The sequence below is a fragment of the Marinobacter sp. CHS3-4 genome (genome assembly GCF_030053415.1).
Lineage (GTDB): Bacteria > Pseudomonadota > Gammaproteobacteria > Pseudomonadales > Oleiphilaceae > Marinobacter.
This window is the reverse complement of the sequence record NZ_JASGBJ010000001.1, coordinates 1,490,515-1,513,501: the sequence shown is the minus strand read 5'-3', so window position 1 is coordinate 1,513,501 and position 22,987 is coordinate 1,490,515. Positions and strand designations below refer to the sequence as shown.

Annotated in this window: 19 protein-coding genes; all 19 read right to left on the bottom strand. The window is 51.3% G+C overall.

Going from position 1 to position 22,987, the window contains the following annotated elements; genetic code table 11:
• Nucleotides 1–165: 165 nt before the first annotated feature.
• A complete protein-coding gene (locus tag QLQ17_RS07010; protein ID WP_283208829.1) occupies nucleotides 166–1,125 on the bottom strand; it encodes a Wzz/FepE/Etk N-terminal domain-containing protein in 960 nt (319 codons plus the stop codon).
• Nucleotides 1,125–3,620 carry an SLBB domain-containing protein gene (locus tag QLQ17_RS07005; protein ID WP_283208828.1) on the bottom strand — a complete coding sequence of 832 codons (2,496 nt, stop codon included), beginning with the start codon at nucleotides 3,618–3,620 and terminating at the stop codon, nucleotides 1,125–1,127. The genes QLQ17_RS07010 and QLQ17_RS07005 overlap by 1 nt, the downstream gene beginning before the upstream one ends.
• A 15-nt stretch (nucleotides 3,621–3,635) precedes the next feature.
• Entirely contained in the window at nucleotides 3,636–5,129 is a 1,494-nt protein-coding gene (locus QLQ17_RS07000; RefSeq protein WP_283208827.1) for a capsule assembly Wzi family protein, read from the bottom strand.
• A 209-nt stretch (nucleotides 5,130–5,338) separates the two neighbouring features.
• On the bottom strand, nucleotides 5,339–7,246 hold the full coding sequence (locus QLQ17_RS06995) for a nucleoside-diphosphate sugar epimerase/dehydratase (protein WP_283208826.1): 1,908 nt from the start codon (nucleotides 7,244–7,246) through the stop codon (nucleotides 5,339–5,341).
• Nucleotides 7,243–8,418, bottom strand: coding sequence for a DegT/DnrJ/EryC1/StrS family aminotransferase (locus tag QLQ17_RS06990; RefSeq protein WP_283208825.1), 1,176 nt, complete (start codon nucleotides 8,416–8,418; stop codon nucleotides 7,243–7,245). The genes QLQ17_RS06995 and QLQ17_RS06990 overlap by 4 nt, the downstream gene beginning before the upstream one ends.
• A 25-nt stretch (nucleotides 8,419–8,443) precedes the next feature.
• Nucleotides 8,444–9,064 carry an acetyltransferase gene (locus tag QLQ17_RS06985; RefSeq protein WP_283208824.1) on the bottom strand — a complete coding sequence of 207 codons (621 nt, stop codon included), beginning with the start codon at nucleotides 9,062–9,064 and terminating at the stop codon, nucleotides 8,444–8,446.
• On the bottom strand, nucleotides 9,064–9,660 hold the full coding sequence (locus QLQ17_RS06980) for a sugar transferase (RefSeq protein ID WP_283208823.1): 597 nt from the start codon (nucleotides 9,658–9,660) through the stop codon (nucleotides 9,064–9,066). The genes QLQ17_RS06985 and QLQ17_RS06980 overlap by 1 nt, the downstream gene beginning before the upstream one ends.
• On the bottom strand, nucleotides 9,653–10,921 hold the full coding sequence (locus QLQ17_RS06975) for a glycosyltransferase family 4 protein (RefSeq protein WP_283208822.1): 1,269 nt from the start codon (nucleotides 10,919–10,921) through the stop codon (nucleotides 9,653–9,655). The genes QLQ17_RS06980 and QLQ17_RS06975 overlap by 8 nt, the downstream gene beginning before the upstream one ends.
• 1 nt (nucleotide 10,922) lies before the next feature.
• Entirely contained in the window at nucleotides 10,923–11,786 is an 864-nt protein-coding gene (locus tag QLQ17_RS06970) for a glycosyltransferase family 2 protein (RefSeq protein ID WP_283208821.1), read from the bottom strand.
• Nucleotides 11,787–11,864: 78 nt separating this feature from the next.
• Nucleotides 11,865–12,836 (bottom strand): GDP-L-fucose synthase, encoded by a 972-nt coding sequence (fcl, locus tag QLQ17_RS06965; protein WP_283208820.1) that lies wholly within the window; start codon nucleotides 12,834–12,836, stop codon nucleotides 11,865–11,867.
• Nucleotides 12,836–13,960 carry a GDP-mannose 4,6-dehydratase gene (gmd, locus tag QLQ17_RS06960; protein WP_283208819.1) on the bottom strand — a complete coding sequence of 375 codons (1,125 nt, stop codon included), beginning with the start codon at nucleotides 13,958–13,960 and terminating at the stop codon, nucleotides 12,836–12,838. Before gmd ends, fcl begins: the two co-directional genes overlap by 1 nt.
• Nucleotides 13,961–14,017: 57 nt before the next feature.
• On the bottom strand, nucleotides 14,018–15,430 hold the full coding sequence (locus tag QLQ17_RS06955; RefSeq protein ID WP_283208818.1) for a hypothetical protein: 1,413 nt from the start codon (nucleotides 15,428–15,430) through the stop codon (nucleotides 14,018–14,020).
• Nucleotides 15,420–16,130 carry a cytidylyltransferase domain-containing protein gene (locus QLQ17_RS06950; protein ID WP_283208817.1) on the bottom strand — a complete coding sequence of 237 codons (711 nt, stop codon included), beginning with the start codon at nucleotides 16,128–16,130 and terminating at the stop codon, nucleotides 15,420–15,422. Before QLQ17_RS06950 ends, QLQ17_RS06955 begins: the two co-directional genes overlap by 11 nt.
• A complete protein-coding gene (locus QLQ17_RS06945) occupies nucleotides 16,127–17,200 on the bottom strand; it encodes an N-acetylneuraminate synthase family protein (protein WP_283208816.1) in 1,074 nt (357 codons plus the stop codon). The genes QLQ17_RS06950 and QLQ17_RS06945 overlap by 4 nt, the downstream gene beginning before the upstream one ends.
• A gap of 10 nt (nucleotides 17,201–17,210) precedes the next feature.
• Complete coding sequence (locus QLQ17_RS06940; RefSeq protein WP_283208815.1) at nucleotides 17,211–18,035, bottom strand: hypothetical protein; 825 nt, start codon at nucleotides 18,033–18,035, stop codon at nucleotides 17,211–17,213.
• Nucleotides 18,036–18,136: 101 nt separating this feature from the next.
• The gene (locus tag QLQ17_RS06935) at nucleotides 18,137–19,240 is read right to left on the bottom strand and encodes a polysaccharide pyruvyl transferase family protein (protein WP_283208814.1); all 1,104 of its coding nucleotides are present in this window, start codon (nucleotides 19,238–19,240) and stop codon (nucleotides 18,137–18,139) included.
• Between the two features lie 44 nt (nucleotides 19,241–19,284).
• Nucleotides 19,285–20,463: a glycosyltransferase family 10 domain-containing protein gene (locus tag QLQ17_RS06930; protein ID WP_283208813.1), complete on the bottom strand. Its 1,179-nt coding sequence runs from the start codon at nucleotides 20,461–20,463 to the stop codon at nucleotides 19,285–19,287.
• Nucleotides 20,464–20,560: 97 nt separating this feature from the next.
• Nucleotides 20,561–21,091, bottom strand: coding sequence for a class I SAM-dependent methyltransferase (locus tag QLQ17_RS06925; protein WP_283208812.1), 531 nt, complete (start codon nucleotides 21,089–21,091; stop codon nucleotides 20,561–20,563).
• Nucleotides 21,092–21,121: 30 nt separating this feature from the next.
• Nucleotides 21,122–22,921 (bottom strand): ABC transporter ATP-binding protein, encoded by a 1,800-nt coding sequence (locus QLQ17_RS06920; protein WP_283208811.1) that lies wholly within the window; start codon nucleotides 22,919–22,921, stop codon nucleotides 21,122–21,124.
• Between the last annotated feature and the right edge of the window lie 66 nt (nucleotides 22,922–22,987).

Here is a 22,987-nt window from a genome sequence, read left to right as displayed (position 1 = left end):
GTCACTCATAGCAGATGTGTTACAGCGCAGTCCCTTGTTGGTTGATTTGCGTAAATGGTCTTGGTTGTTGCGATTAAAATCTATTGATTGTTGGTCGTTTCTAGCTAAAATGGGAACGCATCCAAATTTTTCTGCTACTCTATTACTATTTACGTGGCTCTGAATTCAATTCACATCCTCGTAATAAACTTTTCCATTAGAGGTTTTTGGATAAACGACAAAAGTCACGATTAGCACAATGAGGATGCCAATGATTGCGCCCAATATTGTAACTATAATTGCTATCAGCGTTCTTTTAGGTCCGCTTTTTTCTCGTGGTACAACTGCGGGATCGACGGTTTCAAATACGTATTCTTGTTGAGCGCTAGCAAGCATCACAGTGCGGGTTTCGTTCTCTATTAACTGATAGAAAACTTTCCTCATATCGGCAATGTTGGTTTCACTTAACTTCGCTTTCAGGTAATCGATACGGGCCTCGGACTTTAATACATCCTGCTTGCGCATATGTTCGTTGATATCTTTTACGAGCCACTCTGCCCACTGCTTTGCCACTGGAGGTGCCTGACTTTTAACGCTTAGACTGACCATGCCGGTGTCTTTGCTTTCCGATACGCTAAGCTTTACTTTGAGGGCTTTTACTAAGTCCCAGTCGTTGGGTTTTAGGCTTTCACCTTCGTGGTTCATCATCCATTCTTCGGTGTCGGGATTATAGACCTCTCTGTTTATGACCCATTTTCCACTTTCCGAATCCCAAGCTTCTGTAGCCATCAGGGGAACCATAAGTTCATGACGATGAATATAGTTTGTCAGGAAAGAGCGTGACAGGAGCACTTCTTTAGCCATTACTGTTTGGTTCGCTCCGGCGTTGCCAATATTAATACCCGCCAAGCTCGCCAAACCTCCGAGCTGCCCGCCGATATTTCGCCTTCCTTCGTCCTGTGTAGGTGCCAACAACACACTGGCTTGGTATACGTCTGGTTTGCTGAGCGCATAAAAAACACCGCCTACAGCAAAGGTGAATGTGGTAGCAATGATAATCCACTTTCCGCGCCAAAGAGTTGCGAAAAGCTCACGAAGGTTTACTATCTCGTTCGGATTAGGTTTGGAATCATATACTTGGCTCATCACAGATTCCCCACGGCCGCAGCCCCCAAAGCAATCTGATAAACGATCTGGCTTACGTTGGTCCAAAGCTCCAACTGATTCAGCCTGTCCACATCAATAGGCACGATGATCGTGTCACCAGGCGCCAACTGCTGGCTTCGACCACCAAACCAACGACTTTCCTCCGGCAACATCACAGAACCATCCGCTCTCACCACATAGACCCTGCTTTCGTCAGCCTGTCGTGTTGGGCCGCCACTGCGGTTGAGATAGTCGTCAACGGTGAGCCCTTCTGTATGTAGATGGCTGGTTGGGAACTGCACTTCGCCAAACACGCTCACCGATTGGGGGATGCCCGGAATGGTCAGCGAGTCACCATCCTGTAGGCTAATAGGCTGGTATTCCTCATCAGAGACAACGGCGGCCAGGTCAATAACCATTCGGCCAACCGGGCGGGCATCCTGCACGTCCTCCAGCAAATCTTTTACCTGGTCGGTTCGCTCGGCGCTCTTCCCTCCCAGGTCATCGCCTTCAAGCTGAACACCTAACAGGTCGCCCTGAAGTCGCTCCTCGGCTTCCTGCAGCCGCTGGGCCTCAAGCCGCCTCAGTTTTTCGCGTGTGAAGACTGCGCCCTCAGGAAAAGCATTGGTGGTCAATCCGCCAGCACGCTGAAGAACTTCAGCTAGAGTCTCGCCATCGCGAATGGTGTATTCGCCGGGATAGCGGACCTCGCCTTCCAGTTGAATGGTCTTTGTTTTGGCAAACTCCGGAATGGATTTGATCAACAGCCTGTCACGGCTTTGCAATGCAACAGAGGCTTGGCCTTTCATTACGTCTTGAAGGTCCAGATCCAGGATACTGGTTTGTCCATTGCCGGTTTCATCTACGCCAAAGCGGGCTAATTCGGCCGTGTAGAGGGATGCTGAGTCTTTCAAGCCACCGGCGACATAGATCGCGTCGGCTACTCTCTTGGACGCAGGAAGCGGGTATTCGCCGGGGTATCGCACAGGCCCCGTAATCTGGATCGTTTGCTGGGGTGCGCCCGGCCTTGCCTGCGCCTTCAAGCGTTGCAGAACTGGTTCGAACAACGCCTCACGGGTGAAATTCCGCCCCTCTTCTCCGCCTTCGACTTTACCCGCGTCTGAAAAAATCAGGAGTTGATCTTCTTCCTGCAGCAATAGGTCCTGCGGCCCGCCTGAGTTTCGAACGGCCTCGCTCAGCCTTACGTTCAGAACACTCACCTGATCAGTTTCCCGATCCGTGCGGACGATGGCTGCATAGCGTTCGTCCGCCGCCGGCACTAGATCGGTGTCGAGGTTTTTAATCACCGAGCTCACGCGCATACCCGGCACCCACGCAAACTTGCCCGTACGTGTCGCGGCGCCCTTCACTTCCACGTATTGCCCGGTAATGTCTGAGATGGAGGCCACTTCAATTCTGTCGCCCGGTTTCACGGCGGCATTCCGGCCTTTCGGGATGGTCAGATTGGCTTCGGCAATAATCCGCAGGAAGTCGTCATTATTGCGCTCGATTCTGACAAGCTGGGGATAGGCCTGCGGCGTCAATCCACCGGCGAGCTTTACCAACTCTTGTAGATTGGTTTTGCCCTTCAGTTCGTAGAGGGCAGGCCGGTAGACTTCGCCGTCAATGCCTACCCGGTCACCAACCGCGGGGATGAAAATGACGTCGCCAGGTTGCAGGCGGCTGTCGTTCGATGTGTCGCCGGCCAACAGCAGGTCATAAAGATCCAGTTCGCCGACCAGTTCGCCGTCGCGCTTGTGCTGGATACGGCGCAAAGAACCGTTGGGCTGGATACCACCCGAAACATACAGGGCGTTGGTGATGGTAGAGAGAGAGCTGACGGTGTAGGAACCGGCGTTTCTCGCTTCACCCAGGACGAATACCCGCATACTGCGCAACTCGCCAAGGGTGACGCTGGCCTGCACACCAATGTATTGCTCGGACACGCGCTTTTTGATCTGTTGCCGCGCTTCGTCAAAGCTCAGCCCGGCGACGGTTTGTGGGCCGGACTGAGGGAAACTGATGGTGCCATCCCGTGAAATGGGCAGCTCCAGCTGCTGATTTTCCTTGCCCCAGAGCTGAACCCGCAACACGTCCCCTGGTCCAAGGGTGTAATTGTTGGGAATGGGAATTTCGGTGACGGGGGCGAAGGTGGTCGGGCTGCCGGCGAACAAGTCATAGCCGAAGGGCCTCAGCCCGTCGTTCTTCCTTGCCAACTCTTGTTCTTTTGCTGCTTCTTCCCGCGCTTTTTTCTGCTGTTCTGCTTCGTTCCTGATTGGATCGATCACATCCACACTTTGAGGCCGCTGATTCTGCGAACCTGTTGACCCGGCAATGGTATCCAGGTCTACGCCGTATTGGCTGGCCAGGGCTTCCTGCTGGGCCCTGGGCATGTTCTTGAATTGCTCGATTTGGGAAGGGCTAATGGATTGCGCCGCCACGCTTGCGGGCCATACGAACGTCAGTGCTATTAAAAGCTGCTTGTTAAGTTTCACTTGGTCAATCCGGTTTTAGAAACGATAGCGCCAGGCGGCGCCGACAGACCACTGGTCCTTCTCGCCGCTCAGGAATTTTATCTTTTTATCGGTTGCCTGGGCAGTCAGGTCCAGCCAGCCGTTCAGGAACTGTGTTCCGTACCCCAAAGACAACAAGGCAACCTGTTGATTGTCGCTCGGGATGTTGTAAAAAACGTCGTCGGCGGTGATTACCGTGTTATTTGTGCCGTCTATGTTCAGGTCCATATAGCTGACAGCGGCCGACAGATTTTGTCCTTCAGGAAAGAAATTAAAGACACCAACGGTAAAAGATTCTGCGTCGCCTTCAAAGGTGGACGCCATGTTGCGACCGTTGTAACGGTAACCGGTTCTGTATTGGCTGTGTTCGTAGGCTACGTTGGTGCTCACATCCCCCAGAATGTCGTCGGCCAGGGTGTTGCTGAACTCGAAGAACCACTGCTGGTCGCTGTCCATCAGTTGGCTGGTGGCGTCCACGCCCAGCAGCCAGGATTTCTTGGCGGGGGCGTAACCTGCTTCGTCTTCGCCCATGATTTGAGTGTAAAAGCCAAGAGATTGCTCACCCAGCCCGAAACCATAACGTATATCGATGCTGCCCAGTTGGTTGCCCGGCTGCTCGGACTCGGTGTCATTGTCATCTCCAATGAACGCCTTCCATAACGTAGAAACCCCTTCCGAACGCCCCTGACCGCCCAGCATAATGGCGCGCGAGAAGCCTATATCCAGGCCTTCAATGGGCCGCAGAGTCAGGCGCATACCGATCAGTTTTGCCCTTGGAATAACGCGATCGTCTATCAGCTGACCAGCGAACACCGTGAAATCCCATGGGCCAACCCATTCCAGCCAATCGCTTTCCGGCGCGGTGGCGTCTTTGCGGTTAATCCAGACAGCGGGAAGGGGCCTGGCGTTGTTGGACAGAATCAGGCTGCTTTGCCAGCCCGGCCCCCACCAGCGGTCGATGGCTCCAGCGCCGACCACCCAATTGCCAGCGGTTCCGGCGATGTAGGATCCGTCCAGGCGGTAGGATTGGTCGTCTTCCGGGTTGGCGGCGAAGGTGGGTTTCAGGCCCAAAGCCAGGGCCTCGCCCTGCCATTGCAGATTCAAGCTGGTAACGCCGTTTTCTCTGGGCGCTGCCTGAAAGTCACGCACGAAGGTGGGTTCGGAAACGGCCGCAAGTTCGTATTCTGCACGCCAGCCGGGTGACCCTTGCCGGTCCATCTCAAAATTCAGGTAGGCCCTGGCACTGCCGACGGCGGGCGCATCACTGGCAATGGAATTCCCGTTCAGGGCGCCTTTTACAGACCCCATCATGACCGGCCAGGTAGAGACGGTACGGTCAAGGTGGCCCCTGTCTGCCAGTTTCTGAAGGGCAAAGCGGGCCTGGTTGTCTCCGGGTTCCAGCCAGGGGGAAGCCTGGGCAATCGAGGCACCAAATACTGCGGCCAGGCACGCTACCGCCCCACCGACCAGGGCCAAGTGTTTTGAGGTCATAGAATTGAGTTGTCTTTCGCAGGGCGTAAGAGGGGGATAAACGGCAGGCGTTCGCACACCGACTCTGTCCCTGTCAGGTTGTGAATGGTGTATGTCAGATTTGTGACGAAGTTTACGGGAAATGGCGTTACAAGCAAATTACAAACCTCACCGAATCTGGCGCACCGGCCTTGCCCCGGTTAAACCTTGTTAAATAGAAACGAGACGAACTATTGCAAGGCCAGCCCTGGTTCTGGCTGACGCTGGATAAAGTCCGTGGGTGCGTTTTGAAGAACCCGCAATAGCTGTGGAATATCCTGTGCCCTGCAGGCAGCCTCAAGTTCCTCAATAAGCTTTTCAACGCCTTGCCAATGCAGCGAACGCTCCCTGGCCATCATGATCCTTGGGTGGGTTGTGCCGATCGGGTTATCGCCGATCAGCAGTTCCTCGTAAAGCTTTTCCCCCGGGCGCAATCCGGTATAACGCACTTCCACGTCGCCTTCCGGATGCTGGGCGCTTTTTTCCTGCAGGCCCATCAGGTGAATCATTTTTCGGGCCAGGCTGGCAATATTAACGGGCTCACCCATGTCCAGAACGAAGACTTCGCCGCCCTGCCCCATGTTGCCGGCCTGAAGCACCAGCTGGCTGGCCTCGGAAATGGTCATGAAATAGCGGATAACATCGGGATGGGTGACGGTGACCGGCCCGCCCTCCCGAATTTGGCGCCGAAACAGAGGCACGACGGATCCGGAAGAGCCCAACACGTTGCCAAAACGCACCATGGAGAAGACGGTGTCGTGGTCTCGCTCGGCCAGGCCCTGAAGCACCAATTCAGCCACCCGTTTGCTGGCGCCCATGACATTGGTGGGTCGCACGGCTTTGTCTGTGGAGACCAGAACGAAACGCTCCACCCCGGCTTGGATAGCCGCTTCGGCCATAAAGTAGGTGCCAAAGACGTTGTTCCGCACACCCTCAACGCAGTTGTGTTCCACCAGCGGCACATGCTTGTAGGCGGCGGCGTGATAAACCGTATGAACCTGGTAGGATTTGAAGACGGTTTGGCAACGCTGGCGATCCGTGACGCTGCCCAGCAGCGCATGCACTTCCACATCCAGAAAGTTGTTTTGGATGATGGCCTGAAGTTCCTGATCGATGGCGTACAGGGCAAATTCGGAATGGTCGAGCAATATCAGCGTTTTGGGTCGATGGCGGATGACCTGTCGACACAGTTCGGAGCCAATGGATCCACCTGCGCCCGTGACCAACACCTGTTTGCCCTGAAGGCTTTTCGCGATCAAGTCCGAGTCTGGCGCTACCGGATCGCGCCCCAACAGGTCCTCGATTTCAAGGTCTCGTATTTCGCTGATCTTGGCCTGGCCCGCAATCACCTCTGAAACTGACGGTACGGTTTGAACGGGTACGGTCACGGTTTCCAGCTTAGCCAGTAGCGACTTTCTGTCGATGGTCGGGTCTGGGTCTAGTGCAAGTAGGACGCGCTGAACCTTGTAAGAGGCAAGCTGCTGTTCAACGTTGTCGATTGCAATCACGGGCAACCCGTTGATCAGGGAGCGATGATGCCGCTTTTCCAGCGAGACGAAGACCACCGGGTTGAAATGGCCGCCCTGTTCCAGCGCTGAAGCCAGCTGCAGCCCGGTGTCACCCACGCCCACAATGGCAACGGGCTCTTTGAGCAACTTCAATGGCCGCCTTACCAGCATCCGTATGCTTAACCGGGAACCACCAACGAATAAAAATGCCAGCACACCATAGATGATGGGAACCGAACGGGGAACAAAGGCCTGAAACAGGTAGCCGAAAAGAATCACGGCCAGGGATGAAATCACAATACCGTAAACGATGGTAAGCAGCGCTTTGTCACCCAGATATCGGATAACGGCCCGGTAAAGGCCCAGTTTGATGAATACCAGGATGGTGACGACAAAAGATGCCAGTGCCGTGACTGCCTGCGACTCGTCGGGAAACCAGGTGGGTTGATCCAAACGCAAGGCGTAGGCTGCCCAGAAAGACACGGAGAGGCCGACCAGATCGGAGCACACCGAAATGATTCGCTTCTGGAATCGGGGAAGCGAGAAAAACGCGTGAAGGCCAAGCTTCTTCTTGAGACGTTCCAGATTCACGCGGCGGCCTCTTCCATTACTTTACGCAAGGTGTCGCAAGTCAACTGAATCTCTTCACGAGTCAGCGTTGGGTGAGCAAGGAACATCAAGCTGGTTTCGCCCAGCTCTTTGGCAACCGGTAACCGATGCGACGGGGCCAGCCCGGCATCCTGGAAGTTCTTTTCCAGATAGATTTCGGAACAGGAGCCGGAAAAGCAGGGAACGCCGTGCTCCTGGATGGTTTGTTGGATGCGGTCACGGTTCCAGCCTGGTTTCAGTTGCTCTGGCTCTACAAACAGATAGCACTTGTAACCTGCATGGTGAATATCGGCGGGTATGTCAGGAACCCTCAAGCCCTTGGTGCTGCGCGCAGCATCCCAGATTGCGTCGCAATGACTGTTCCGCTGTGCGGACCAGCCGGGCATGCGCTTGAGTTGAATGCGGCCGATGGCAGCCTGCATTTCCGTCATGCGCCAGTTGGTGCCAAACGATTCATGGAGCCACCGGAACCCTGGCGGATGCTCCCGTTCATAAACGGCTGACCAGCTTTTGCCGTGATCTTTATAGGACCACATGCGGGACCACAAGGCTTTGTCGTTGGTGGTAACCATGCCGCCCTCGCCCCCGGTGGTCATGATTTTGTCCTGACAAAAGGACCAGGCGGCAACGTGCCCCAAAGAGCCCACCGGTTTGCCTTTGTATTCGGCGCCATGTGCCTGGGCGCAGTCTTCGATGATGGAAAGCCCGTTCTGGCAGGCCAGTTCGTTGAGGCTGTCCACGTCACACGGCCAGCCTGCCAGGTGAACGGCAACAATAGCGCGGGTTCTTGGGGTAATAAGCGGGGCAACCGTGGCGGCGGAGAGGTTCTGCGAATCCCTGTCCACATCCGCAAAGATCGGCCGCGCGCCTGAGTTCACAATGGACGAAGCAGACGCCAAAAAGGTTCGGGCCGTGACGATCACCTCGTCGCCCTCGCCGATGCCAAGACCTTTCAATGCCAGGTCGAGCGCAACGGTGCCATTTGCAACGGCGACGGCATAGTCTGTGCCCGAAAATTCGGCAAATTCCCGCTCGAATTCTCGGCATTCGGTGCCTGTCCAGTAATTCACCCTGTTGGACAGGAGGACATCCCGCACGGCATCGGCCTCTTCTTCGGTATAGGCGGGCCAGCTTGAAAAAGGTCCGTTCAGCATTCAGTACTCAATCTGATGTAAGGGTTCAGGTTTTTATCGCTTTCGCCGGGCTACCAACGACGGTGGTGCCCGCAGGCACATCTTTTACGACCACCGCGCCCATACCAACGATGGACGCTTGACCAATGGTTAACAGTTGTTTTACCGACGCACAGGCGCCCACCCAGGCACGCTGTTGCACCGAAACGCCCCCGGCCAAGACGGCGTTGGGGCTGATGTGGGCGAAATCACCCACCTGGCAATCATGTTCTACCACGGCACCGGTGTTCACAATAGCGCCGCTACCGATGGACGCGCCGGCGTTCACCACGCTGTTGGCAAACAGCACACAGCCAGGGCCAATGGAGGCGTATGAACTGATCACGCTTGTCGGGTGAACAACGCTCACAAGGCTTGCCCCGGCGTCCAATAATTGGGTTTGCTTGTCTGCACGAATCTGGTTGTTTCCGATGCCAACCACCACGCCATCAAAGTCTCCCAGACGTTCAAGCAGTGCGGCGGTGTCTCCCTCAACGGGCCAGGGGCCGTTTTCCGTCAAGTCCGGCCAGGCATCGTCAAAGAAGGTCACGGCCTGCCAGCTGGACGCAAGTGCAGCATCGGCCACGACCTTCCCATGGCCGCAGGCTCCGAGAATGGCCAGGTGCATCAGTCTTTATTCCCGGTAAATTTGGACATGGTTTCTTCTCCCTCGCCGCTGATACCTTCTTTCACCAGAACCTTTTGCAGCGTTAGAAACAGAATCTTGATATCCAGCCACACTGAATGGTTGTCCACGTACCAGACGTCCAGCTCAAACTTTTCTTGCCAGGAAATCGCGTTCCGGCCGTTTACCTGGGCCCAGCCTGTAATGCCTGGCCGCATTTCGTGGCGACGGTACTGCCGCGCCGAGTAGAGCGGCAGATATTCCATAAGCAGCGGTCGCGGGCCCACAAGGCTCATGTCACCTTTTAGCACGTTCCACAGTTCTGGCAATTCATCCAGACTGGTGGCGCGCAGAAAACGACCGAAAGTGGTCAGGCGCTCTGAATCCGGCAGTGGATTGCCTTGTTCATCGACCGCGTCTTTCATCGTGCGAAACTTGATCATTTCAAAAGGCTTACCCCCCAGGCCGGGACGTTGCTGACGAAAAAACACGGGCGCCCCCAGCTTCACCCGCACGATGGCAGAGATCAGCAGGATCAGTGGCCACAGCAACAGTAGACCGATGACAGCACTGGTAAGATCGATCAAACGTTTAAGCACTGCTGACCCCATAGTCGCCGGGCGCCACTGTCGCTGCTTTTTCCGGGTGTCCATCGACCACCGCCGCCAATACGGATATCAACTGTTCAGCCAGATCATCCCTGGCAAAGTGGCTCTCTGCCAGTTGCCTTGCCGCCTTGCCGGCGCTTTCCAGCCATGTTGCATCGTGCACTGCCTGCTCAAGCTCCTGTGCTACCTGCGGGACTGATTTGCCCCACATGGAAAGCCCACACTGATGCTTTGCCACCAGTTCGTGCATCCAGCCACCGTAGTTGAGCATAACCGGGGTACCGGAAGCCAACGCATCGAAAAACTTGTTGGCGGAGTTACGTCGCATTTCTGGCAGATCAACGAAGATCGCCGATGACACCGTTGCGGCACTGAGCATGGCCGGGATTTGTGATTTTGGCAGTTTGTCTTCAATAAACAGGTTTGAGCCCAGAACACCCGCCGCCCTGGCCTCTGCCATAATCTTGTCACGCTCGGCGCCATCGCCGACGGCCAGAATTCGGATATCGGAGTCCAGCGATTGCAGCTCCCTGGCCAGTTCAACCAGGTACCCTATGCCATTGGTGGGGCCAAACGTGCCCGCATAAACCAACAGTGGCTTGTCACCCAACCACTCACGTTCAGCGCGAAAACCGGCGGCAGCCTTGTCATCATGCTGAAACTCGTCCAGATCGCTGCTGTTGGGGATGACCGCGACGCGCTCTGCGGGATACCCCGTTTGGACCACACCTTCCTTCATCCCGGGTGATAACGCGACGACCGCCTGAGAATTGTGATAAGCCCAATGCTCCAGTTTGCGGGCGGCAAAGCGCAACAGCGGATTGTTCAACGCACCGACGGCAATGGGCATTTCCGGCCAGAGATCGCGCACCTCAAACACCATCGGAATCCGTTTCTTTTTGGCGGCAGGAACCGCCGGTAGCGCAATGGTCAGAGGCGTGCTGGTGGCGAATATGACATCGCCGTCCAGTTCCAGCACCTTTTTGCGAGCGGCCATGGCGAATGAAAAGAAGGCTTTGATCCGCTGCATGAACCCCATATGGTTTGAATAAGGCACGGGATACCAATGCACCTGGATTCCGGATTCCTCGCTTTGATACCAGCTGGTTTTATCGGAGTCCGGTTCGCGGTAACTGGTGACCATCTGCACTTCGTGTCCCGCTACGACCATCCGGCGCGCCATCTCGTAGGAGCGGGTACCGCCGGACATGGCTGGAGTGTTGAAGTATTGGTGGAGGTAAATGATTCGCATGCTACCTGACATCCGGCCCGTGAAGTAAAGACTTCACCGACTGATAAGCCCTGACGGGCCACAGCCAGGTCAGTACGACAAACGCTTTGAATTTGGCAGAAAAAGACAAATCCTTCCGGCTGTCCGCAAGCATTTTATAGGCCCGTATGGGCGGCAGGAAGTTAAAAAACAGAAACAGCAGCCGCCGCTTGAGTGACCCGTTGCCAGTTTGCCCCCCGGTGACCCTTCTTATCTTCTGAATAATTTCTTTCGAGCTGATTCTGGCTGGGTGATAAACCAGAGCGCCTTCATCAAATTCCAGACGAAAGCCGTTTCTTGTGGCCCTGCGACACAATTCTGCATCCCCACCACTGAATCGGGAATCGTTAAAGTGACCAATGGCGTTGAACACCTTCGCGGACACCGTTAAATTCGCCGTCACCGCATAGCCATTGCTCACGTACCTTTTCTGTGGAAGGCCGAATATCATGTCGTAAGACTCGACAAACGTCTGCCTGTCAGTCTCGGCGAATATCTGAACGTCTCCGGCCAGCAAATCAAACCCCTGGCGTGCCCATCGCAGGATGCGGGGTATCCAATCTTGCGACGGGATGCAGTCGGCGTCGGTGAACGCAAAATACTCATAGTCACTGGCTACGCGTGCAAGCGCAAAATTTCTAGCGGAATAAGAGCCCGGCTTTTCACAGATCAGTACCGAGAACCAGCTTTGACCGAATGCGGGCACATGGGCCGACCCGTTGTCCACGAAGATCAGATCGACCTCGTCTCCGTATTGGTCAATCAAGTCCTTGTACAAGGGGAGATTTTTTTCGACGCGCCACCAGTCGTTGTAGACGGGGACGATAATGCAGAGCCTTTTGTTCAAAGCCGCCTCGGAGTCAGAGGGTTAACGAGTTAAAATCCAAAATGTCGAGATAATAGGTCTAACTGGCCGTTGGTTTATCTAATCCCGAAGATTATTGATATTGTCCTTGTACCACCGGTACGTATCCTTTAACCCCTTTTCCAGAGTTGTGTCTGCTTCCCAGCCCAACGCTTTCAATCGAGATACGTCCATTAATTTACGAGGAGTGCCATCAAGCTTACTCGTGTCAAAAACCAATTCCCCGTCGAACCCCACAACACGCTTCATTGTCTCGGCCAATTCCCGGATGGAACAATCGACGCCGGTACCAATATTAATGTGGGAAAGCATGGGCTGGGTGTTATCCGCGTACTTTTCGTGATTCAAATTCATTATAAAGACGCTGGCATCGGCCATGTCATCCACATGCAGGAACTCGCGCATTGGCTCACCACTGCCCCAGACAGTCACTTCCTCGGCGCCAGTTTCTTTCGCTTCATGAAAACGACGCATCATAGCTGGAATGACATGGCTGTTTTCATGATGGAAGTTATCATTTTTGCCATATAGGTTCGTTGGCATAGCGGATCGATAGTCGCGTCCATACTGCCGGTTATAGCTCTCGCACAGTTTTATGCCGGCAATTTTGGCGATGGCATAGGGTTCGTTGGTTGGCTCCAAAACACCTGTAAGCAGTGCATCTTCTCGCATAGGTTGCTGCGAAAATTTTGGATAAATACAAGAAGACCCAAGAAACAACAGTTGCTGGACGCCCGCCAAATGAGCGGAGTGAATCACGTTCAGCTCTATCATCAAGTTGTCGTAGATAAATTCCGCCGGGAAAGAGTTATTGGCGTGGATACCACCCACTTTCGCAGCGGCAAGATAGACCTGATCAATCTTCTCTTCGAGAAAAAAGGACTGCACCTGATGCATATCCTTTAGATCGAGTTGAGAATGCGAACGGGTAACAATGTTTGAGTGTCCCAGAGATTCAAGGTGCCGGACAATGGCGGACCCAACCATTCCATTGTGGCCAGCCACAAATATACGTGGAGCTTGGTTTGACATTATCCGTTCTCCAGCGTAACCGGTATGTCAAACCCATGCCTACGAAGCAATGCAGAACGCCGCGCATACTCGAGATCGTGGGAGATCATTTCTGCGCACATTTCTTGCGCCGAAATCTCTGGCACCCAGTTGAGTTTCGCCCGCGCTTTTCTCGGATCCCCTAGCAAACTCTCCACCTCTGCAGGACGGAAGTAACGTGGGTCAATTTGCATAATGACATCTCCAACGCTTACGGCAGGCGCCTTATCACCGGTGACCGCTTCAACCACCGCCCGCTCTTCAACGCCTTCTCCCTCAAATCGCAAACTGATCCCCAGTTCCTTCGCTGACCAAATAATAAAATCCCGAACCGAATACTGAACGCCAGTCGCGATCACGTAATCTTCAGCCTCATCTTGTTGCAACATCAGCCACTGCATGCGCACGTAATCTTTTGCATGTCCCCAATCCCGTAGCGCATCAATATTGCCCATGTATAGGCAGTTCTCCAGGCCTTGAGCAATATTCGATAAACCGCGGGTAATTTTTCGAGTCACAAAGGTTTCGCCACGCCTCGGAGATTCGTGATTAAACAGAATCCCGTTGCAAGCATACATTCCGTAAGCCTCTCGATAATTGACCACTGCCCAGTACGCATACAGTTTGGCAACAGCATAGGGAGACCGAGGATGAAAAGGGGTCGTTTCGCTTTGAGGCGTTTCTTGCACTAAACCATAGAGCTCCGATGTTGAAGCCTGATAAAAGCGCGTTTTCTTTTCCAGCCCCAGAAATCTGATAGCCTCCAGCAGCCGCAATGTTCCCATTGCGTCGACGTCTGCCGTGTATTCCGGTACTTCGAAGCTCACGGCAACGTGGGACTGAGCTCCCAGGTTATAAACTTCATCTGGCTGAGTTTCCTGCAGAATTCTTGTCAGGTTTGAAGAGTCTGTCAGATCGCCGTAGTGAAGTTTAAAGTTCTGATGCTCCACATGAGGGTCCTGATAAATATGATCAATACGCTGGGTATGAAACAACGAAGCCCGCCGCTTGATACCGTGCACCTGATACCCTTTCTCCAGCAAAAACTCGGCAAGATACGAACCATCTTGCCCGGTGACGCCGGTAATCAGAGCCGTTTTATTCATCGAAACACCTATTCTTTTAAAAACGAGATAACAAGCGAAGGCCCGGTCATGACGCGCTCAACCTTCAACTAAACCAATGACATCGTCGACAGGCTCTGAAAAATAATTGCGAGGTAAGCCCGCTGGTAATTCATCTGCCTTTTCTGCCAGCTCGACACCATTTTGAATAATCAATGCACTGCCAACGTCTACTAGCGGTTTAAAATTGCTCGCAGACTCTGGAAGTCTCAAGATTGCCACACCACAACCGGCGAGTGATGCTTCTATCAAGGCAGTTGAGTTCACACCCAGTACAGCGCTTGCTGAACTGCTTGCCTCAGCAAAACTTTTGGACGATTTTATCTCTATATTTTCTGGAATATCCGCCGCAAGTGCGTCAAGTTCGTCGCGAATGTCACTAGAAGACTCGTTAGGATGCGGCCTTATCGTGACGTTCCAATCAGGCCGCTCTCGCGCAAATTCGACTGAGCAGGCCACTATTTTTTGTCGAATAGGTCCTTGAGACAGGACCAATAGACTTTTCTCTCTTCTATCAACGACCCTTTTCGTCTCGAGGATAGCGTTTTCCATATGCGGCGCACCAACCACCTTCACCTTGCAGTTTGTCGGCAAGTCACAGTTGCGGTACCAGGCCTCTCCCCAAACAAGAATTTGACAGGGGAAATATGGGACATAATCCCAGCCCCTGAAATCGTAACCCAGATGCCCCCGATCCATCGAACCATGCTGGAATTCTGCGGTGACCATTCCCAATTCCTGAGCCGCCGCAATCGGCGCCTCCCGCCCGTAACTCACAACCACGTAAAGTGCTTTGAGCTTCATCAACCGAAAAAAGACCTTATAAACAGCCCTTTGTCCCTTGAAGGCCCTGACAGCTTTTACAATGAATGCTGCAACACCAACTCCGTTAATTTTCATGTCGCCGCCAAAGGCCTGCTTAATGGCATCAATTCGTGCCAGGTCTTCCCTACTCAAATTAAGTTTGATCAGCTTCCCTAAAGCCGCACCAAGATAAACCATCACATCGTTGTCTGGGGCGCCCCTTATTGCAGGAGTATTTCCGGGAGATGTTCGATCAAGTATCAAACTGTCGTTTCCTGAATCCGATAACCAGACGCGTGATGAGATAGGTTCTATCACTCTATCGTCTTGCAACTGCTTTCGGGAGTGGAGAATGACGACGCGCTTTGTCTGACGTTTGAGATACAGAAATGGATTCCGAAACACAAACAGGTTCCAAAAGCTTTTTATGAATTGCCCTCGGGTCTTTCGAAGCCTCTGGATTTCCGGATGGGGGAACTTTCCAATCCCATGAAGCAGACGGTAATAACGGAAAAGTGGAAACCTTACGAGCTTCCAGACATGAACGCCATCGATTTGCCACCTGGCAAGATCCTCGTCTTTTTCAAGGGATTCAAAGACCTTCAACGCTTCGTCGAAAGAAGTAGGAGCATTTTGGTCATTCGTCATAACCAGCGGTCTCTTGGATCAAGCAAGTTTGGGGCTGGCCAATGCCGCACAGCTTCCAGTAGGGATCGCTTACAATATCGCCCTGTGCGGCTAATCGGCACATCTGAGAATAGTCCTCAGGTGTATCAATGGTTAATCTGACATCAGATTGATTCTCAGCCGAATTTTCCATACTGATTCGGTTAAACTGTTCTCTGAGGCGATAGAGATGGCTGGTGACATGCTCTTTCTCGGCCTCAGCTACGGACGACGCCAGTTTCTGAAACAGCGCAGCAGAGACGCATTCCACCGCAATACCGTATGGGTAGGATCGGTGAAACAAATTGCTTACGCAGGCATCAGACTGGCTCATTTGAGCAAGACCGATATTTATCAGCGATGGCTCGAGGAGAGGGCAATCGGCATTGATTCGAACAAACCCTTCTAAATGGAAGGTTTCAAGAGCTTGCAAGGTACGTCTCACGAGGTTGAATGCATCTCCACGAAACACCGTGTATCCCTGCGCCTTACAGTAATCGACAAGACCGTCATCCACCGGCCTATCAGTCGTGAGCAATATATTGTCGGCAACATTAATACGCCCGGCCCTGGCAAACACAATGTCTATTAGCCGTCGATTGCCAATTTCATACATGGGTTTACCTGGCAATCGGCTGGAATCAGATCGGGCATAAATAAAACCGGCAGTACCCTGAATCATTCTCTTTGCATGCCCTTTTCGTCCATTTCGTCACGCCAATAATCTTTTGCAGATTGCCAGTTTGAAGTGCCTGGACCAGCGAAACCGCGATCCGGCTCGACCGCCTGATAACGACTGACCGATGAGTTTGTCCTGGTGCCCACCAGTTCGCTGAGGTCTTTTGGGGCGTATGCCGTGCTAGGGCGAACGAAGAGTAGATCCTCCTCAGTAATGGTATGGCCCTCAGGCAAATCACGAGATGCGTAGACGCCGCGACGAGCGCGGATACGAGTAACCTTTTCATTTTCTGCTGATTGATTGACGGGGCCACTCACGCCCTTCGCACATTGGTGCAACGTTTCAATGTAATCAGCCAATTGGTCCTCGTTCAAAGCATGTGCATGATCAAAGCCTGGCAGTGTCTGGTCGACCGTGAAGTGTTTTTCGAAAAAGGTAGCACCTTCGACGACCGCCATCGCTGCAGAAACCACTCCCTCCGTATGATCCGAATAGCCAATTGGGCAATCGAATGCATGGGAAAGCATCGCAATTCTGCGAATGTTTGCATCCTTCAATGAGCAAGGATAAGAAGAGACACAATGCATAAACTCAAGGTCTGTCAAGGGGAATCTTTGCCTGACAAACTGATAAGCAGCGTCGATCTCGGCGAGACTAGCCATACCCGTGCTTAGAATCACCCGCTGAAACTTCTGGCAGACCAGGTCAATCAATTTATGGTTGGTAAGGTCTGTGGAAGCGATTTTTACATAGGATGCACCCAAATGATCGAGGAGCTCCACACCATTCTCGTCAAAAACTGACGCTGATATATCTATTCCTTTCGAATGGGCATGAGACCAGACCTTTTCCCAATCAGCACGGGAGAGTTCCTCGTCTTTTCGTGCGTGAAACACTGGATTGTCTACATAACCCTCGCCATCGAAATAGGCTGGAAGATAGAGGCCTTCGGCAAAAATGAACTGGAACTTGACTGAATCTGCGCCCGCTCTTTTCGCTAAATCGACTAATTCAATTGCGCGCTGGACAGAGCCGTTATGATTGCTCCCAGCCTCAGCAATAATATTAACCATGTGCGACACCTCAAATATTGATTCGTTGATGAATTGAATGCGCAAGTAAGCTAGCCCCGTCTGGCAACGGATTTTCTAGGGCTTTTTCGTGCATTTTCGCCAGGGTTTGTCGATCAGAAACCAATTGAATCACCGACGGATAGAAAAAGGAATCACGAAGGAAATAAGCCAAGCACCCCTGAGATATCAAGGTTCCATTTTTGAATAGCTTGTCTCTGGTGGTCAGGGAAATTGCGGGAATTCCCTGCGCTACCGCCTCACTGATCAGCAGGCCATCGCCCCCAACAAACACATTGATATCGGCAAAAAATGACCACGGCTCGTCGCTGAAGCTTTTCTGAACCAACAGGGGGCGAGAGCAATAAAGTGGCTCAAGCGGCTGATGGTGCAAAACATAAATTTTCGAAATCAGAGGAACTTCTGAAAACCTGGCCACGAGTTCGTCCAGGTCAAAGGGATCTTCGCCACCAGATAGGCAAATGCCGACCTTTATCTCGTCAAAATCTAAAGCTCGGGCTTCCAATTGCCTGGTTGTGACGAAAGCAAAGGATTGATTTTCTTCTATAACTGCACCATCACCTATTGATGTCCTGAGTTCTTTGGAGACCGACCTTACTAGAACGTGCGTTGCCAGGTCGGCTCTGTCGCAGACAGGAGATATCAACACTCTGTGTCTGCATTGCTGGAGCATTGCTGCGTCGGAGTCCGGAATCGTTGCGGCATCAATTACCACATCCTGAGACTGAATAGTTTCTTCGCTGATCATGCCTAGCGTTTTTGCTTTGCCACGCCCATAGTCATCCGCAGCAATATAAAACCTGACATCAAACCCCATATCGCTCAATGCCGACCCAACTGCCCGACTACGCTTGAGGTGCCCCAAGCCTCCAGACGAGCTGGCCTGAGTGTACAAGCTTAGTAATTTAGCACCACTGCTCACCCCGAGACTCTTCCAGTATTTACGTATGCCTCCATCATGCTCTTGAATCGCGAAAGCTGTTCGAACTGAGTATTAGTGATGTTCCCCCACTGCTTGGTGACACCCGCCAGGTCACTAGAAGAGACACCACCCCGGTCTACCTCGGCCAGCAACTGATCCATAAAGTCATCTCCCTGCTCCACCATGTTCAGATAACAGGACTTCAGGCCGAGATCGTTAAAAAGCGAAAGCGCCCGTTCGTCGTAAACGATATTCACCGTGGGAACGCCGTAGGACATGGCAGGTAACGTGGCGTGCAATCGATAGCTGACCACTATATCCGCTTTCCTCAACAGCGCCAGATACTGATAAACATCACTTGTGTACACAGAGTCTACTTGTTTCGTGTACCTAAAGGCGGTCGCGAAATCCAGATCCCTGCTATCGTTGCAAAGGATTCTGATTCGCTTGTGCCCTACTTCACGAAGCCTGTCTATCACCATCTCTATCTGTTTCTGAATATCACTTTGAAACCGATATGGGACATTCATCAGACTCGGCGTTCGTATCGATATCAACGCTCCGGCGTCCTCGTTTTCAGGCAGTTCTGGCAGGCTTTCAGTGTAACGGCTCAGATTAATAGTCGGACACCAGCCAAGCTGATCCTTGCTGTTGATGTTGTGTAAATGTTCATGGGTTGCACTATCGCGCGACAAGGACAAATCGGACCGATCCAGCAGATTGCTGAGTTTGGAGTCTGGAATGACATCTGACCGATCTGAGAGGTTTCCACGTCGATCAAATATTCTGCCACGTGAATTTGAAAACAGCATAAGAGGTGGTTGAAGTGCTTTTAGCGCACGCGCATCGACATCGATCTCATCGTTTTCAAAGAGGTTACCACCGCCGACAATAACACCATCAGCGTATCGGTTGATTTCGTGGATTGTTGAGGACGTAAGCCCGGATTTGGCCGTGCTCTCGTGCTTGTTTGTCGCCGGGTAGTCAATAATCGATACTAAACGCCCAAAAGTTTCGTAAAGCATGTGGCGTAGAGCGAAATTAATAGCCTGATTGCCTACATTGTGACCAATCGGTCTTATATTAGCTATCGTGTACATTGGCCCTCCAAGGGACGACATTTGTTAGCAGATCGAGTAATTTATTATTTACCACGTAAAAGAATTATTCTTAGGGGCCTGAAATTCATCATGAAATTCTTCATTCTAGTCATTAATCCTATATTAAAAACGAACTTCAATTCCCTTACATCTCTTTCTTTCTCATCGAAATCAATCGACGACCAGTCTATATTTTTATTGCATTTTTCCGCGTACCAATTGTACACAGGTATGGCAAAATTGTTTTTTGTAGAAAATCTCTCGAAAATCTCATCTCTATTATCTCGAATACTTTCTAAATACTGATTGTATTCGGAATCCGGCATAGACTTGAGGTAGCTCAGCAACTCATCATTGTTGTCAAAGTCTCTTATGTCGACGTAACAGGATTTCGGAATCCAGCGATCAACCTCTGGACTACCAAGGTATACGGGAACACTCAACGCAAGAAACGAATCAAGAATTTTTTCACTTATATAATTATTTACAATCACATTTTCTATAGTAAAGTTGAACTTGTATTTATTTATAGTTAAGTACTTTTTGATATGCGGATTAAGTGGGCCTCTAAAGTTGACCATATCAGCAGGCCAGTTTCTTCCATATATATCAATCTCACTATAATTAACTATACTTTCACGAATCCCGTAAATTTTTTGCAAATTCAAATTTTGCTCTTTGAATTTTTCAACATTCTCGTGATATTCACTACGGGTTTCTCTCCGTAGAACCATGCATGCAAATTTTCTATTCGAAGGTACTGTGTTTTGTTTGTAAACCAAAAAATTATCGTAGCTCAAATTTGCAAATACAAAAGAATCGCCATCAACATGTGTGGTTAGGTAAGTGAGGATAAAATCGTGATAGGTTTCCATGTAATCCCTGCTGGTTCTCAGCGGGGTATGGGCATCGTAAGATCTCATTACAATAGGAAATCTACCCTTTAATTTGAGCAAATGCCCCTCTACATCCCGTTGAACATCGCCCTTACCGAACGGAACATGATATATAACTGCGTTTGGGAAGTCTGATAAAGAGTCCTGATATTCATAGAAATTGTAAACATTGAAATACTTGGACAGCATGAAGTAATGCCAGGACAGCGTCGTGCGCATCTCTTTCAGCCCGGCTTCGCTCTGCGCCTTCATTTCGTCTAAGAGACCAATATATTTATATGTTTGCTCTCTAAAGGCCAAGATAACAAATAGATCAATTTTTTCCATGTGATCAGTATCGAACCATTTATAAATTATATGATTTTACGCTCTGCTTCCGAATACGCTTGACGCTGGCTTTTATCAATTCAGAAAATGGAATAGTTTACTTTCTGGTTACTACATTCAAGCTCATGCAGCGGCCATTCTCAAAATCCATATGAGGAAGGTACGCACGACTAAAATCATCGTAATCAGCAGGTAGGAAATCTCGCCAATCGTACTTTTCTATTCCCTGAAACCCCGCTTCTTTAAAAAATGCTTCCAGGGTTCTAAAATCGAAAGCTACGTGATGAAAATTGTAGTCGTAGGTCTGCCCACCGTAGAGAAGACCCTGAAAACTACCCAACTCACGGCCCGCGAGGTATTCAGCAACCACTGCCTCGAAGTCAGGTACTGCAACCCTCAACAATCCTCCAGGCTTTAACACCCGCTTCCACTCAAGCAGAACAGTGACGACCTCGCTCCTTACTACGTGCTCCAATATGTGAGAAGCATAAATCTCTGAGACTGTCTCGTCTTCAATCATGGTCAACTTGCGGGTATCACAAACATAGTCAACATGATCAAAGTTGATAACGTCGAGATGTTTAAATCCTGGAAGGTATTTTTTTCCGCAGCCAATGTGAAGTTTCATTTTTATACCTGATTTAATTTTCCGGAATGTTTATGAGAGCTCGGCCATGCGCTTGAATTTTTCATTGCGCTCAGAAAGCTCGTAATAGCTTCCTTTGTCAATAACGCTGCCATCTTCCAATAAAAATATGACATCGCACTTCTGAACGGTCGCCAAGCGATGCGCAATCATGATGATCGTTTTTTTACCTGCAAAGTCATGAATTGCATCCATTATTAATTTTTCAGTAATTCCGTCCAGGGCGCTTGTAGCTTCATCTAAAATGAGGACATCCGCGTCATCGTATAACGCTCGTGCGATACCTATCCTCTGACGTTGCCCACCTGACAACTGAACACCACGCTCACCTACTAACGTGTCCAATCCATCAGGTAAGTCCTTCAGCAGTTCATCAAGATGAGCCATGCTGGCTGCGCGGTTAACCTGCGTTTCGTCGATATCCGGCTTCGGAATACCGAATGCGATGTTCTCTCTTATGCTTCGGTCAGAGAGAAAAATCGCCTGGGGCACAAACCCGATGCTGTTCTGCCATGCACGCCGACGAGTTTCGTTGATTGGGACTCCATCCACAAGGAGTTCGCCTTTTTGCGGCTGGATCAAACCCAAGAGAATGTCGATCGCCGTCGACTTACCAGAACCCGATGCCCCCACAATGCCAACGACCTGATTCGCCTTGATATCTATGTTTATCCCTTTCAGTGCTGAAATCGTTTTCCCCGGGTAGGTGAATTCAACATCCTGTAACTGAAGTGATTGAGTCAGATGGAGACGTGAATTGGGGTGGCTGGTATCTGAAACCTGCTTGTCCTCGCTCGAGGCTTTGAGCTCTTCTCTTATCGCTTCAAACGCAGGGGCAGACCCACGAATCATCGAAACACTGCTGTATATTTGCTGGAACGCTGGCAACAATTTCAGGCCAGCGAGCGCGTATACGGAAAGCAATGGCAAAATCGCCCCGAGATTCCCTTGCTGGGATCCAAGTAAATAGAGGACCAGAAATATCAGACTACCGAACGCTATCAATTCCATAACATATCGGGGCATCTGAGCCATTACGGTCATTTTTCCCTGAGCATCTGCATACTGCCGGCTCACTTCGCCGAAACGCTCAGTGAACAACGCCTGCCTTCCCAGCAACAAAACATCCTTAACACCGCCGAAGCCTTCGCTCATCAAACGGAATCTTTGGCCCTGTGCCGAAGAAATCATCCTTCCCTTTCTTGTAAGACGCCTGCGCACCAACTTGTACATAAGCCAGTAAGCGACCACAAAAATCCCAAACCCAGCGATCGCAACCCGAGGGTTATAAGCGAACATGGCCCCGGTAATCATTAAAGCCATGAAGATTCGGGCGTTCATTTGCATCAATGGGCTGATCATCTGGGTTGTAACCCGGCCAGCCTCTTGGGCGATTTTGCTGGTCAAATGACTACTGCTGCCGCTGGCATGGAACAACCAGGGCTGATGCAAGTAATAGTGGTAAAGACGATTCCCAAGCTCAGCGCCAACCCTTGCGCCATACATTGATAAGCGCCAGATCGTGTACATTGAGAGCAAAGCGGAAGCGACCAGTACTCCCAGTACTCCGATACCCATCCAGAATAGAAACTTTTCCGGGGTTTGTATTCCGCTTGCCTCGTAAACTTTGGCCAGGGTTCCATCGCCCTGGAGCTGATCCATATCGCCAACCACAGCCATGAAAGGGCCGATAGAAATGACGCTGGCCAGTTCGGCAAGCGCCATAAGCAAGACAAGCACCTGAAGACGAAATAGCTTTTTACGCTGCTCATCAGTCAGCAAAGAGTAAAGTTCTTTTAAGTTGGCAATCATAGTTGTTCAATTTCCCTGGCGAGGGGTATCGCGCTGACTGGAAGACACGCATCACCTGTCACACGA